The 14414-nt window shown below is 58.3% G+C and carries 14 protein-coding genes; 11 read left to right on the top strand and 3 right to left on the bottom strand.

The features are described 5' to 3' along the window. Window positions 1-67: 67 nt before the first annotated feature. The gene (locus ABRP66_RS04010; RefSeq protein WP_284769629.1) at window positions 68-799 is read right to left on the bottom strand and encodes an AMIN-like domain-containing (lipo)protein; all 732 of its coding nucleotides are present in this window, start codon (window positions 797-799) and stop codon (window positions 68-70) included. A 117-nt stretch (window positions 800-916) separates the two neighbouring features. Further along, on the bottom strand, window positions 917-1306 hold the full coding sequence (locus ABRP66_RS04005) for a VOC family protein (protein ID WP_284769630.1): 390 nt from the start codon (window positions 1304-1306) through the stop codon (window positions 917-919). 125 nt (window positions 1307-1431) lie between these two features. Between ABRP66_RS04005 and dapB the strand changes: the two genes are divergently transcribed. The 7 genes from dapB (at window position 1432) to ABRP66_RS03970 (ending at window position 11519) form a co-directional block, all read left to right on the top strand. Next, window positions 1432-2178 (top strand): 4-hydroxy-tetrahydrodipicolinate reductase, encoded by a 747-nt coding sequence (dapB, locus tag ABRP66_RS04000; protein ID WP_284769631.1) that lies wholly within the window; start codon window positions 1432-1434, stop codon window positions 2176-2178. A gap of 4 nt (window positions 2179-2182) precedes the next feature. Continuing rightward, window positions 2183-2929, top strand: coding sequence for an FAD-dependent thymidylate synthase (gene thyX / locus ABRP66_RS03995; RefSeq protein ID WP_284769632.1), 747 nt, complete (start codon window positions 2183-2185; stop codon window positions 2927-2929). A gap of 54 nt (window positions 2930-2983) precedes the next feature. Further along, window positions 2984-3892: a 4-hydroxy-tetrahydrodipicolinate synthase gene (gene dapA, locus ABRP66_RS03990; protein WP_284769633.1), complete on the top strand. Its 909-nt coding sequence runs from the start codon at window positions 2984-2986 to the stop codon at window positions 3890-3892. Between the two features lie 2 nt (window positions 3893-3894). Continuing rightward, window positions 3895-6045 (top strand): ribonuclease J, encoded by a 2151-nt coding sequence (locus tag ABRP66_RS03985; protein ID WP_349838368.1) that lies wholly within the window; start codon window positions 3895-3897, stop codon window positions 6043-6045. A gap of 65 nt (window positions 6046-6110) precedes the next feature. Continuing rightward, window positions 6111-6749 carry a TIGR03085 family metal-binding protein gene (locus ABRP66_RS03980; protein WP_284769802.1) on the top strand — a complete coding sequence of 213 codons (639 nt, stop codon included), beginning with the start codon at window positions 6111-6113 and terminating at the stop codon, window positions 6747-6749. Between the two features lie 254 nt (window positions 6750-7003). After that, window positions 7004-10228 (top strand): FtsK/SpoIIIE family DNA translocase, encoded by a 3225-nt coding sequence (locus ABRP66_RS03975; protein WP_502879904.1) that lies wholly within the window; start codon window positions 7004-7006, stop codon window positions 10226-10228. A 169-nt stretch (window positions 10229-10397) separates the two neighbouring features. Further along, on the top strand, window positions 10398-11519 hold the full coding sequence (locus tag ABRP66_RS03970; RefSeq protein WP_349838366.1) for a TerC family protein: 1122 nt from the start codon (window positions 10398-10400) through the stop codon (window positions 11517-11519). Between the two features lie 4 nt (window positions 11520-11523). On the opposite strand, the gene ABRP66_RS03965 is transcribed toward ABRP66_RS03970, so the two are convergent. Next, window positions 11524-11814, bottom strand: coding sequence for a YciI family protein (locus ABRP66_RS03965; RefSeq protein WP_284864379.1), 291 nt, complete (start codon window positions 11812-11814; stop codon window positions 11524-11526). 59 nt (window positions 11815-11873) lie between these two features. On the opposite strand from ABRP66_RS03965, the gene pgsA reads away from it, so the two are divergent. The 4 genes from pgsA to ABRP66_RS03945 all read left to right on the top strand — a co-directional run bounded on the left by pgsA (window position 11874) and on the right by ABRP66_RS03945 (window position 14356). Next, entirely contained in the window at window positions 11874-12458 is a 585-nt protein-coding gene (pgsA, locus tag ABRP66_RS03960) for a CDP-diacylglycerol--glycerol-3-phosphate 3-phosphatidyltransferase (protein ID WP_349838365.1), read from the top strand. 5 nt (window positions 12459-12463) lie between these two features. Beyond that, window positions 12464-12979 carry a CinA family protein gene (locus ABRP66_RS03955; protein ID WP_284782133.1) on the top strand — a complete coding sequence of 172 codons (516 nt, stop codon included), beginning with the start codon at window positions 12464-12466 and terminating at the stop codon, window positions 12977-12979. Between the two features lie 8 nt (window positions 12980-12987). Next, window positions 12988-13365 carry a helix-turn-helix domain-containing protein gene (locus ABRP66_RS03950; protein WP_005278839.1) on the top strand — a complete coding sequence of 126 codons (378 nt, stop codon included), beginning with the start codon at window positions 12988-12990 and terminating at the stop codon, window positions 13363-13365. A 133-nt stretch (window positions 13366-13498) separates the two neighbouring features. After that, on the top strand, window positions 13499-14356 hold the full coding sequence (locus tag ABRP66_RS03945; RefSeq protein ID WP_284782132.1) for a PspA/IM30 family protein: 858 nt from the start codon (window positions 13499-13501) through the stop codon (window positions 14354-14356). The last annotated feature ends 58 nt before the right edge of the window (window positions 14357-14414 follow it).

The raw sequence follows: 14414 nt of genomic DNA, 5'->3' as shown, positions 1-14414 counted from the left end.
GAGCAATGGCCCTGTTTCCCGCACATGCTGGGAAACAGGGCCATTGCTATGCCTTCGCTATGATTACCTAATTTTGGAAATCAAGCACGAGGCGCTTGGGGTTCTGCAGGAAGGTCACGGAATACGGCGTTTGCTTCTTCAGACCGATGATCAACTGCGTTTGCGCCTCGAAGGTGGTGGTGTAGTTGATCTCTTGCACCACGCCGGCACCTGGGGTGATGCCAGTATCCATGAACTTTTGCTCCAACTCTGGCGTCGATGGCCACGGGGTGCCCTCGATGCCAAGGTTGAGGAATGTAGCGCCTTTTACCTCGACAGGAAGTCCCGAGGCCTGGTGGGCGGGCTGATCCGTATAGGTGGTAAACCACCCGGCTTCGCCGTCTCCTTCAAGGTCGACCACGACGCGGGTGAAAGAATCGTGCGCGGCTACCCGGATCTCTGTGGGAACGAGGCCACCCAATCCAGGAGGAAGGTGGTGTTGATCCTCGAGGGAGGGCGTGCCCATGCCACCAAAAGTCGGCTTTGGATTATTGCCTTGCGCCTTTTGTTGATTGTGGCTTAACGGGGCGGTGTCTTCTACCGTCTTGGTTGGGTCATCGTCAGTGGTCGTGGTAGAAGGCTCTGACTTCTTTGCCGATGACGTCGTCGACTCTGCAGTGGAACTGGTTGATTCCTCCTGCGTGGCAAATGAGGCATCGGCGGCCTTGTCATCGCTGGGGCTAGCGCAAGCAGCCAATGAGAGCATGCAGCTTATACCGGCGCCAGCAGCGATAACGCGGGTGAGAGTAGATCGAGACATTGTGACCACTTCCTAGGTTGTCTACCTTGTTGTCTCTTTCAATTCTACCGGTACACAAGTGGCTCAACTGGGGAAGTGATGCAATTGTTGTACAAAGAAAACTAGCGAAGGTGTGGACTAACGCTTCAACTGGACGAGCTGGATGAGGTTGCCCACGGTATCGTCAAAGACCGCGATGATGGAGGGTCCAACGTCGGTGGGCTCCATGGTAAAGTCCACGCCCTTGTCCTTTAGTTCGGCGTATTCTTTCTCCACATCCTGCGACAAGAATTGGGTGACCGGGATATTATCCGCCTTCAGCGCTTCGGTGTACGTCTTGGCGGCTGGGTGGCCCTCGGGCTCAAGCAGCAATTCAACGCTGCCATCGCCGTCGGCGTTGGTGACCGTCAGCCACCGGAAATCGCCGTGTGTGACGTCATCTTTTACGCGGAAGCCAAGGACATCGACATAGAAATCGTGGGCACGAGCAACGTCATCTACTGGAACGGAAGCAATATAAATCTGCATGGCAGCCAGTCTAGCAGTGGTATTTCTGGTGTCCGGAGGGCTGCCCGCCGCGCATGAGCGAGCGCGATAGGATAGTTAAACAAGTAGAATTTTAACGCAAAGTTGTTAAGAAAGTGAGGCCCACAATGGCGATCAAAGTAGGAATCTTGGGAGCGCAAGGGCGCGTCGGCAAGGCGATTGTTGAAGGCGTGAATGCCGAAGATGATTTAGAGCTCGTAGCGGAAATTAGCCGCGGGGATGAACTGCAGCAATTAGTTGATAATCATGCAGAGGTCATCGTGGACTTCACCCAGCCTGATTCGGTGATGGGAAACTTGGAGTTTTGCATCGCGAACGGCATCCACTGCGTGGTGGGTACCACTGGCTTTGATAAAGAGCGCTTGGACCAGGTTGAGCAGTGGACCCGCCAAGAAGGTGCTGGCAACGTGCTGATCGCACCTAATTTCGCTATCTCTGCTGTCATGACAATGGTGCTTGCTAAGCAGGCAGCGAAGTTCTTTGAGACTGCTGAGGTCGTGGAATTTCACCACCCCACCAAGCTGGATGCGCCTTCCGGCACCGCTATCCACACCGCAGAAGCCATTGCCCAAGCGCGCCGCGACGCCGACTTGGGGGAGATGCCGGATGCAACGGAAAAGTCCCTCGATGGGGCACGTGGGGCGAATGTAGACGGAATCCCGGTGCATGCCGTGCGTACCCGCGGCATGGTGGCCCACGAAGAGGTCATTTTCGGTGCGCAGGGACAGTCTCTGACCATCCGCCAGGATTCTTACGATCGTTCCTCCTTTACTCCCGGCGTACTGGTCGGCGTGCGGGAGATTGCGCAGCACCCAGGATTGGTCGTCGGGCTAGACAAGTACCTGGGGCTGTAGCGGTATGGCCACTGCGAGTGAGCTTAAAATCCAGCTCATTGCCGCTACCGAGTTTCATCCGCCGCAGGGAACGCAGTGGAGCGCTGATGACACGGCGACTGACGGCGAGGCCCTCGTCGAATTCGCCGGACGGGCGTGTTATGAGTCTTTTGATAAGCCCAACCCGCGCACCGCTACGAATTCCGCCTACCTGCACCACATCATGGAGGTAGGCCATACGGCGCTATTGGAACACGCTACGGCCACGATGTACATCACGGGGCTCTCGCGCTCTGCCAGCCATGAATTGGTTCGACACCGGCATTTTTCCTTCTCGCAGCTATCCCAGCGCTTTGTGCATCCAAAGGAGACGCAAGTAGCGCTGCCCAAGCTGGTGGAAGAAGATGAGCAATTGCGCCGGTTGGTCATGCAGGCGGTCGATGAAACCCGTTTTGTCTACGATGAGCTGCTAGAAGCCTTGGAAGAAAAGCTCGATGAGCCGAATGCGCTGCTGCGAAAGAAGCAGGCGCGCCAGGCAGCGCGCGCAGTATTGCCCAACGCTACGGAAACTAGGCTCGTCGTTACCGGTAATTACCGCGCGTGGCGCCACTTCATTGGGGCGCGGGCGGCCGAGCACGCGGATACGGAATTGCGCCACGTAGCGGTGGAGTGTTTGAAGCATTTGCAGGAGCAAGCACCAGCGCTTTTCGATGACTTCCATATCACCACGTTGGCCGATGGAACGCAGATGGCCGCAAGCCCCTACGCTTAACACGCGGCACCCCGATGCGGCCAAAAGGTGTCCTAGCGGGTAACCTTGACGGCTATGAGCACAGGTATGACAGCAAAGACTGGCGTTGACACCTTCGGTCGCATTGGCGTCGCCATGGTCACTCCGTTTGATCGTGACGGTGCGCTGGATTTAGAAGCGGGTCGCCGCCTGGCAGCTCATCTCGTAGACAACGGCGTGGATTCACTCATCTTGGGTGGAACGACGGGCGAGTCTCCAACCACGTCCTTGGATGAAAAGTTGGAGCTGCTCAAGGCCGTAAAAGAGGAAGTAGGAGACCGCGTCCGGATCTGTGCGGGCGCCGGAACGAATAATACCGCCACCTCCATCGAGGTGGCCCAAGCTTCCGCCGCCGCCGGAGCCGATAGTTTGCTCGTGGTGACTCCCTATTATTCTAAGCCCTCCCAAAAGGGCGTCTACGAGCATTTTGCCGCAGTTGCTGATTCCACGGATCTGCCGATTTGCGTCTATGACATCCCTGGCCGCTCGGGCATCCCAGTGGCGTCGGATACGCTCCGCCGCCTTGCGGAATTGCCGACTATCCAAGCCGTGAAAGATGCCAAGGGCGATCTTTCTGCGGCCGCAGAACTCATCCAAGAAACCGACTTGGCGTGGTACTCCGGTGATGATCCGATTAACCTGCCGTGGCTATCCCTCGGCGCTTCGGGTTTCATCTCCGTCATCGGCCACGCCGCACCGCGTGCCTTGGTAGAACTCTATGAAGCTTTCGATGCGGGCGATTTGGCCCGCGCGCAAGAAATAAATTACTCAACGCTTCTTCCACTGACCCGCGCTCAAGCGCGGTTGGGCGGAGCGACATTTGCAAAGGAAGCTCTGCGCCTGCAGGGCTTTGAAGTTGGCGAGCCCCGCCTTCCTATCACCGCCGCGAGCGAGGAGGAACGCGAGGTACTTCGCCGTGATTTGGAACAATCTGGAGTCCTTTAAGAATGACTGAACCCCGTAACCGTTCCCGCAAGGTCACCCGCAAGGCGGGTCCACCTTCGGAAACTGAGACCGCCTCCAATGAGGCGGCTTCGCCCGTATTTCAGGCCCCTGCCAATAACGCCGGCAATGCCGGAAATGAAGACCAAGGCAACTCTGGCAAGAATAACTCTGCCGATAACAAGAACGACGGCGATAACAACGGCCGCCGCTCGCGTTCCCGTGGCGGCCGCGGTCGTGGTCGTGGCGGAAACGGCAATAATGGCAATGGCCAAGGAAATAACCACGGTGGTAATGGCCACGGCGGCAATAACAAGAACAACAACGGTGGCAACGGAAAGAACGACAAGGGCCGTGGCCGCAATAACAATAACCGCGGCCGCCGCAACGTGCCGAAGTCCATGCAGGGCGCTGATTTAACCAAGCGCCTGCCAGAACCGCCAAAGCAGGCGAAGGATACCCTGCGCATCTACGCCTTGGGCGGTATCTCCGAAATCGGCCGCAACATGACCGTTTTTGAGTACGGCGATGAGCTGCTCATCATTGACTGCGGTGTGCTCTTCCCATCGTCTGGCGAGCCTGGCGTGGACCTCATCCTGCCGGACTTCGGGCCGATTGAAAAGAAGATCGACAAGGTCAAGGCCCTCGTGGTCACCCACGCCCACGAAGACCACATCGGTGCCATCCCGTGGCTGCTGAAGCTGCGCCCGGATATCCCCATCGTGGCCTCCCGTTTCACTATCGCGCTCATTGCGGCGAAGTGTAAGGAACACCGCCAGAAGCCGAAGTTCGTTGAGGTCAACGAAAAGTCCGATGTGACCTACGGCTGCTTCCGCGTTCGCTTCTGGGCGGTTAACCACTCCGTGCCGGATGCGCTCGGCATCATGCTGGGCACCCCGGCAGGCAATATCATCCATACCGGTGATATCAAGCTGGACCAAACCCCGTTGGATAATCGCCCGACCGACCTTCCGGCGCTGTCTCGTTACGGCGACGAGGGCGTCGACCTCATGCTGTGCGATTCCACCAACGCCACCGTGCCGGGCGTATCCGCCTCCGAGGGCGATATCCCAGCCAACTTCAAACGCTTGGTGGCTAATGCGAAGCAGCGCGTCATCTTGGCTTCCTTCGCCTCGAACGTCTACCGCGTGCAGGCTGCCATCGATGCTGCCGTGGCCAATGGCCGCAAGGTGGCCTTCAATGGCCGCTCGATGATGCGCAATATGGAGATCGCGGAAAAGATGGGCTTTTTGAAGGTCCCTCGCGGCACCATCATCCCCATCGATGAGGCCGCGAAGATGGCCCCGCATAAGACCATGCTCATTACCACCGGTACGCAGGGTGAGCCAATGGCTGCGCTGTCCCGCATGGCCCGCCGCGAGCACCGCCAGATTACGGTGCGCGATGGCGATACCATCATCTTCTCTTCCTCGCTCATCCCGGGCAACGAAGAGGCCGTCTTCGGCGTTATCAATATGCTGTCCCAGATTGGTGCCAACGTCATCACCAACCAGGACGTCAAGGTCCACGCATCTGGCCACGGCTACTCCGGCGAGCTGCTCTTCCTGTACAACGCGGCGCGCCCGCGCAATGCCATGCCGGTCCACGGCGAGTGGCGTCACCTGCGCGCCAATAAGGAATTGGCGATTTCCACCGGCGTGGCCCGCGACCGGACGGTCTTGGCGCAAAACGGCGTTGTGGTGGATCTGCGTAAGGGCCGCGCGGAGGTCGTCGGCCAGCTGCAGGTTGGCCACCTCTACGTCGATGGCGTGTCCATGGGCGATGTCGATGCCGATACCTTGGCAGATCGCACCAACCTGGGTGCCGGCGGCGTGGTATCCATTACCTGCGTGATTGATAACCGCACCTCCCGCTTGCTGGAGCACCCGACCGTTGCGACCACCGGCTTCTCCGACGATGACCGCGGCGTCGTGCCCGAGGTGGCAGAGATGGTGGAAAACACCATGAACGATCTCGCCGCTGAGGGTGAAAATGACACCTACCGGATGGTGCAGAAGCTGCGCCGCAAGGTCTCCAAGCTCATGGATTCCAAGTACAAGCGCGAGCCGGTCATTTTGCCCACCATCGTGCCGACGAATTCCGGGACGCTGCTTGCCGATGACGCCGATGTCGATGCCAGCCGCGAGTCCCTGTAGATTCTCCTACAAAAGGATTTAATTCCGGCATAGTTTCTGTGCCCCAGCATTTCGATGTCCTCGGTATGCTGGGGCACATGTCGTTTTCATCTTCCGAACGCGCCAAGATGGTCGCGCTTTTTCATCAGTTAGGTCCAGATGCCCCCACGTTGTGTGAGGGCTGGACCACGCGCGACCTAGTTACTCACCTCTGGGTGCGCGAAAACCGTCCCGATGCTGCCGCGGGCATGTTCCTTTCGGTCTTTAAGTCTCACCTGGACAAGGAATCCGCCAAGGTCGCCCGCCGCGATTTCGATGAGCTGGTCGATGCCTGGGGGAGGGGACCGGCAAAGTTCAACCCCGCACGCTTTCTTGATTCCCAGCAGAATTTGGCCGAGCATTTTATCCATCACGAGGATATTCGCCGCGCCAATGGCGAGACTGAACCGCGCGATTTTTCCGCTGCGGTACAGAAGAAGCTGCACCGCTTTTTGAAGATCTGGGCTAAATTTAGCCTGCGCAAGTCCGCCCAACCGGTCATCTTGCAACCGGATGGGCTGCCGCGCATCGTCGTGGCGGATAAGCACGGGGTGGCCGATCGTGGTGATCGTGTGGTCCGCGTCAGCGGGGAGGTCGGGGAACTACTGCTGTGGGCGTACGGGCGCGACGTTGTCCAAGTCACCATCAATGGCGATGAGTCCGCCATTGAAATGTCAACCCTCTAGCCTAGAAATAGGCACTTTTCCTGGCCAGGCGGCAACATTTTGACGCAGACACTGCATAATTTCCAGTTTGCGGACCGCGCCACGCGTGTGGCGTATGTGATTTGTGGGGTTTTCCGGTTAAGGTAAATGACATGTCTGTCAAAAATGCCTCCTCGCGCGGATCGCGCCGCAACCAGACGCGAGCATCGAAAAGCGCGCCTGGCCGGAAAGTCAACCGGTCGCGCCCGTCTGGCCGCAGTCAGTCCAGCGCCGGTATGCCAGAGACCCTGGAGATGACCTCGTCTGGGCGCGCGGCAGGAACGACGCAGGAGCGTACGGGGAGCGCATTTCGGGCCGTCGGCAAGGGGCTTGGCTCTGCATTTGGTGCCACCGCGCGCGGAATGGGCAATGTCGCCCGCGGCCTAGGAAATGGCCTCGCGGGCTTAAAGCCGAGCCAGGATGCACCCGCAGACGGCACGGAGGATTTCGAGAGAACAAGGGAGCCACAGGAAATTTCTGACAGCGCCGGGAAAAAGAAGAAAAGCAAGGTAACTCGCGCGCGCGATATCGCGGCCGAGGAGGAAGCACAGGCTGCCGAGGAGGCCGCGCCATCTTCCCGGGGTGGGTTCCGCGTCAATAATCCGGATGCGGTTGCCTTAGTGCTCATTGGCGTATCCATCGTCCTCGCCGCCACCGTGTGGTTTGGCGTCGCCGGCCAGGTGGGTGCCTGGGTGGGTAACCTGGTGCGCTACGTTATCGGCGCCGGCGCGTGGGTACTTCCCATTGCGCTCGTCGCGCTGGCCATCTCGCTCATGATGGAAATGGACGGTCCATCCGGTCGCATCAATCCGCGTATTGCCGGTGGCACGTCGATCATCGTGCTGGCGATGCTGAGCCTCATCCACATCTTTGCCGGCAATCCGCCGCTCGGTTTTACTACCGATACCGCGGGCGGGGCCGGAGGTGTTGTTGGCTTTGCCATCGGCGGGATCCTCGATGCCGCGTTTACCTCGTATGTTGCGGTGCCGCTGCTCTTCCTTGTCATCATTTACGGTGCGCTGCTGGTTACCGGTATTACCATCCGCGAGGCCTACGAGCTCGTTGCGGATTCGCTGCGCTCGGCCTTTTCCCGCTTTGGCGGCAGCGAGGCGGACTACGACGATGCCGATGAAGACGATCTTTACGGCCACGTATCTGGCGATATCGACGATATTGCGCATGGCCGCGAGCGTTCCGAGCGCTCCGCCCCGAAGCGCCGCAGCACGTCCACTCCGCGCAAGACTGGCAGCTCCTATCCGGTGCAGTCGCTTGCCGAAGTCCCCGAGGACGACCACACCGTCGCCTTCAACACCCCAGTCCGCGCGGGCTATGAGCCGGTGGACCGCAGCGACGAAGAGCTGGGCTACGGCGCGGACTCCCAGGTTGGGGATACCGATGCCTTCCCAGCAGTAGACGACGCTGACTACACTGACGACGCGGAATCCACCCAACCGGCGTTGCCAGAAAGCGAGCCCACCCGCGTTTTGGGTGCTGCCACTGGCGGGTCATCCGCCGGCCGCAAGAAGGGCGATGCAGCTTCGCGCGCTGGTCGAGCCGCGGGTGCCGCTGGTGCTGCTGCTTCTGGGGTGGCTGGTGTTGCTGGTGCCGCTGGCAAAGCCAAAGGTGTTGCTGGAGCCGCCGCGGGCGCGGCTGCCGCAGGTGCTGCCAAGGCCGGATCTGATGCCGTGTCTTCGGCGCACGAGGAGGCTCGGCGCCTGTTCCGTGAGCGCTCTGGTCGCGATGCCGCCACCGGCGCACAGGTAGAATCCGCTGCGGCGGAGCAGCCTGCCGCGCAACCCCAAGCGCCCGCCCCAGCGCAGTTTGGCAACGACAACTATGCGGTGCCCTCTACAGATCTCCTTACCCCTGGTACGCCTGCGAAGGAACGCACCGAGATCAATGACCGCATCATTGAGGCCATTACTGATGTCTTCGAAGAGTTCAACGTCAATGCTCAGGTCACGGGTTTTAGCCGTGGCCCCACGGTGACCCGCTATGAGATTGAACTTGGACCAGGCGTGAAGGTCTCAAAGATTACGAACCTGCAGTCCAACCTGGCCTATGCCGTAGCGACCGATAACCTGCGTTTGCTTACGCCGATTCCAGGCAAGTCCGCGGTGGGCATTGAGGTGCCTAACCCGGACCGCGAAATGGTCCACCTGCGCGAGGTCTTGGATGCGCCAAATATGACGTCTTCCCCAGATCCAATGTTGATTGGTTTGGGCAAGGACATCGAGGGTGAATACACGTCCTTTTCCGTGCAGAAGATGCCGCACCTGCTGGTTGCCGGTGCCACCGGTTCCGGTAAGTCTGCATTCGTGAACTCCATGCTGGTTTCGCTGCTGACCCGCGCCACCCCGGAGCAGGTGCGCCTGATCCTCGTCGATCCAAAGATGGTCGAGCTCACGCCGTATGAAGGCATCCCGCACCTGATTACGCCCATCATCACCCAGCCGAAGAAGGCCGCTGCGGCACTCCAGTGGCTAGTGGAAGAGATGGAGCAGCGCTACATGGATATGAAGGCCGCGCGTGTGCGCAAGATCGAGGACTATAACCGCAAGGTAGTCTCCGGCGAGTACCAGGCACCGGCCGGTTCCGAGCGCGAGGTTCGTCCTTATCCTTATATCGTCTGCGTCGTAGACGAGCTGGCGGATTTGATGATGACCGCCCCGAAGGAAATTGAGGACTCCATCGTTCGCATCACCCAGAAGGCCCGCGCTGCCGGCATCCACTTGGTGCTTGCTACCCAGCGCCCGTCCGTCGATGTGGTCACCGGCCTGATCAAGACCAACGTGCCTTCCCGCTTGGCCTTTGCTACCTCGTCCTTGACCGACTCTCGCGTCATCTTGGACCAAGGCGGTGCGGAAAAGCTCATCGGCATGGGCGATGGCCTATTCATCCCGCAGGGAAAGCGCCCAGTGCGCATGCAGGGCGCATTCGTTTCCGATGACGAGGTCATGGATGTCGTCGAAGCCGCCAAATCCCAGGCTGCCCCGAACTACACCGAGGGCGTGACCGAGGAAAAGCAGTCCGAGGCGAAGAAGGAAATCGACGATGACATCGGCAAGGACATGGATGACCTCCTCGAGGCCGTCGAACTTGTGGTGACCGCCCAGCTGGGTTCCACCTCAATGCTGCAGCGCAAGCTGCGCATCGGCTTTGCCAAGGCGGGCCGCCTGATGGATCTGATGGAATCGCGCGGTGTCGTGGGGCCATCGGAAGGCTCCAAGGCCCGCGAGGTGCTGGTCAAGCCCGAAGAGCTCGACACCATCCTGTGGATGATTAAGGGCGCCGATCCTGCCGATGCCCCCAAGGAAATCCAGGACGAGATGAACCAAGAAGAGGCAGACGATGATGCGGGCGATTCTGCAGAGTCTGCTACTTCCGATGCCCCCGATGCGCCCAATTCCGATACGCGGACGGTGCAAGCAACCTATAACCCATCGCCCGGGGCGTTCTAAGTAGTGTAAGATGGTCACGGTCTTGGAGGGGAGTACCCCACATACGGCATAGATCGTCAACACGGTAGCCTGGCGCTCCCGGTCGTGTCGGCCCAGCAAGGAATAGTCGCTGGGCGGGGGAGACCTCCGGTCACTTTCTTAAAGTAAATTCGACCGGAGGGATCTCGCGATGAATATTCCATTGTGGGTGTGGCTGGTCACCGGTGCGGTGATTCTAGCCTTTTTTATATTCGACTTTTATTCTCACGTGCGCAGCCCACATGAGCCCACCTTGAAAGAGTCGGGTCTGTGGACCCTTTTCTATATTTCCGTCGCCGTAGTTTTTGGCGGCGTCGTCTGGGCCGTTTGGGGCCATGAGCACGGCATCCAGTTCTTTACCGGTTATGTCACCGAGCAAGCGCTCTCTGTGGATAACCTCTTCGTATTTGCGCTTATCATGGGGTCCTTTAAAATCCCGCGCAAATATCAACAAAAGGTGCTGCTCATCGGCATCATCATCGCCCTTTTCTTTCGCTTGGTATTCATCCTGCTGGGCGCGGCGGTTATCGCGGCGTGGTCCGATATCTTCTACCTCTTCGCCATCTTCTTGCTGTATACCGCCATCAAGTTGGTCATCGATGAGATTCGGGACGCGCCGGAGACCAACCCGAACGATATGGCCATCATCAAGCTCGTGCGCAAGGCGGTAGATGTTACCCCGCAGTACCACGGGGACAAGCTCACCCACCGTGCGTACGATGGCTCAAAGAAGGGTAAATTTGCTTTCACGCCGCTGTTTGTGGCGCTGGTGTCCATTGGGCTTATCGATGTCATGTTTGCCTTCGATTCCATTCCGGCAATCTACGGCATCACCTCGGAGGCGTTTTTGGTCTTTACCACCAACGCATTCGCACTGATGGGCTTGCGCCAAATGTACTTTCTTATCGATGGCCTCTTGGACCGCCTCGTCTACCTGCCTTACGGCCTGGGCATCATCCTGGGCTTCATCGGCGTCAAGCTGCTTTTCCACGCTTTGCACGAGAATAACCTGCCGTTTATCAATGGCGGCGACAATATCGAATCCGTGCCGGAAATTTCCACCATCGGCTCGCTAGTGGTCATCGTTGGAGTTCTGGTCATCACCGTTCTTGCATCGGTTATTAAGAACATGCGCGATAAGACCCAAGGCGTAGTGGCTGTCTCCCACAACCGCTACGACTGGGATGAGGAAGGAAATAAGATCGTGCGCAATACCCGCGGGGATTACTTGGGCAAGGCCGAGGAGCTGCCCAAAGAAGATCTACCCAACTAGGGGCCTAAAAGCGGGCTTTGACCGGGTTCCACTCGCGGAAGCTTCGGCCCTGGAGGCATCCTTCTTGATAGAAGGGGTCACCGTTCATCAGCTGGATGACATCGGCAACCTGGGTGTCATCATCGTCAAAGCACACAATGATGAGTGCGCCTCCCTGGGAATCCGTGAACGGTCCCGAGGCCACGATGGTGCCCTCATCAAATAACTTCCCAGTGAACTCGCGGTGGGCAGGGCGCACCTTCGCTATCTCTGGATTGGCTGGGTTGTATTCATAATTGACTGCAAAATATTTCATACCTCCCAGTATAAATTCTCGGGGGAGTGTGCCGCGAGACCAGAACCCAAGCGGGTAGTATGTATAGGGTGAATCAACCCGGAGCACAGTCAGCGCAGTCCTCGGATGTGAATCCGCAGGTCTCTAATTGGAATCTGCCAAATGTCCTTACCTGCCTGCGTATCGTTTTCATTCCGGTCTTTGCATGGCTGGTCATCGGCGGCCACCAGTGGTGGTCTTTCGGCGTCTTCGCCGCATTAATGCTCACGGATAAGCTCGATGGCGATATTGCCCGCGCCCGCGGGTTGATTACTGATTTTGGCAAGATTGCCGATCCCATTGCTGATAAAGCGCTCATGACCACAGCGCTTGTCTGCCTTAATATCGTCGATCAGCTTTCGGTCTGGATCACCGTCATTATCTTGATCCGAGAATTCGGCATCACCATCTGGCGCATGGCCCTGCTGCGCCGCGGAAAGGTCGTCCCGGCCTCTAAAGGTGGCAAGTTGAAGACCGTCCTGCAGTCCTTCGCCGTGGGTCTATACTTGTGGCCGCTTCCCTCGTGGATGGATATTCCTACCTCTTTCATCATGTGGATGGCCGTCGTGATTACGGTCGTTACCGGCGTGCAGTATCTCATCGATGGACAAAAGCAAAATAGCTAAACGCAATGACCTTCACAGAATCTGACCTCGTTGCCCTATTGACAGGGCGCCACGAGACTGTGGCCTTGTGCGAATCGCTGACTGCCGGCTTAGCCAGCGCTACCATCGCTTCGGTGCCTGGGGCGTCTGCCGTCTTGCGTGGCGGCCTTATCACCTATGCCACCGAGGTAAAATCTCACTTCTTGCATAAACCAGTCTCAGAGATCGAACGCGTAGGCGTCGTCTCTGGTGAAACCGCAGTCGATATGGCCCGCGCCGCCACCGCGGAAACTGGGGCCGATTGGGGGATAGGGCTTACCGGTGTTGCTGGGCCGGACAAACAAGAAGGAAAAGATCCCGGCACGGTATTTTTAGGAATCTATTCTGCCGACCGCATAGCGCAGTCTTATTGCCTGCGCGACTTGGGTACTGCACGCAACGAAATTAGAAACGCCACGGTAGGAGCAGCGATCGCCCAACTTGGTGCGGTCATCAAAAATTTTCCTACCAGTGGGGAACAAATTTCATCGAAGGAGCGTTAAAACTTACGATGAACATTTCTACAGCAGTCCTCGACCACTCGGCGCAGACTGCCGCGGAACCTGCGGCAGCGGCACCATCGGCGCCACAACCTGCCCGCGCACCCGAGCCACTATTGCGTGAAGCATTGGGCTTGACCCTGCGTGCATTCCGCGCGGATAAGTCAGTTACTCTACGCGAATTGGCTAGCGTTGCCCGCGTGTCACCGGGCTACTTGTCGGAGCTCGAGCGAGGCCGCAAGGAAGTTTCTTCTGAGCTATTGGCCTCCGTGTGCCATGCGCTCGACGCGTCTGTATCGGATGTCCTGATCGAGGCTGCTGGTTATATGGCGCTGCCCTCGATGGATGAAGAGCTCGCGCATACTGCGCCGGCTGCTTCTGAGCTTTAACGCGTGCGCGACTCTAAAGAGAGTAGCCGCGGTGGATACCTGCGATTAGTGGCGGCAGAGCCCTAGGCGTTGGGTTACTATAAACACGACAACGCGACGCACTCCCACATTCCTTAGAAAGGTCTAGAGCATAATGGCGAATCCATTTGTTAAGGGTTGGAAGTACCTCATGGCACTGTTCGATAATAAAATCGAGGAGAATGCCGATCCGAAAATTCAGATTGAGCAGGCCATCGAAGATGCCCAACGTCAGCATCAAGAGCTATCGCAGCAAGCCGCGGCAGTCATTGGCAATCAACGCCAGCTGGAGATGCAACTTAACCGACGCCTCGCCGAGGTTGAAAAGCTGCAGGGCAATACCCGCCAGGCGCTCGAACTTGCCGATAAGGCACGCGCTAATGGCGATGAGAGCAAGGCCGTGGAGTACGAGAACGCCGCTGAGGCCTTTGCCGCTCAGCTGGTTACCGCAGAGGAGTCTGTCGAGGACACGAAGAAGCTCCATGACCAGGCATTGCAACAAGCTGAGCAGGCAAAGCGCGCTGTAGAACGCAATAATGCCGCACTGCGTCAGAAGGTTGATGAGCGTTCGAAGCTGCTATCGCAGCTGGAACAGGCAAAGATGCAGGAAAAGGTTTCTGAGTCTTTGAACTCCATGAACGAGCTCTCGGCCGGCGGCAACACGCCTTCGCTCGATGCCGTGCGCGATAAGATTGAGCGCCGTTACTCCAAGGCTCTGGGGCAGGCGGAATTGGCGGAAAATTCTGTAGAAAACCGTATGGCGGAGGTTCAGCAAGCAGGCATCCAGATGGCCGGCCACTCCCGCTTGGAGCAGATCCGTAGCGAGATGAACTCCACGAAGTCCGTAGAAGCTAACCACACTCAGGCCATCGAGAGCAATAAGGCCTCTGGTTCCGCTGCGGATCAGGCCGCTCAGCCGACGTCGAATGATGACGCCGTCCAGGCCCGCCTGCGCGAGCTACGCGGAGAGTAACTCCCTCACCCCTCGCTCTTCATTACGCAAACTGCGCAAAAGCCTCCGATCTTTCCTT

This window comes from Corynebacterium sp. KPL2680 (genome assembly GCF_040225675.1).
In the GTDB taxonomy this organism is placed as follows: domain Bacteria; phylum Actinomycetota; class Actinomycetes; order Mycobacteriales; family Mycobacteriaceae; genus Corynebacterium; species Corynebacterium rhinophilum.
The sequence above is the reverse complement of the archived record's forward strand: the minus strand, read 5'-3'. Positions and strand labels throughout refer to the sequence as shown.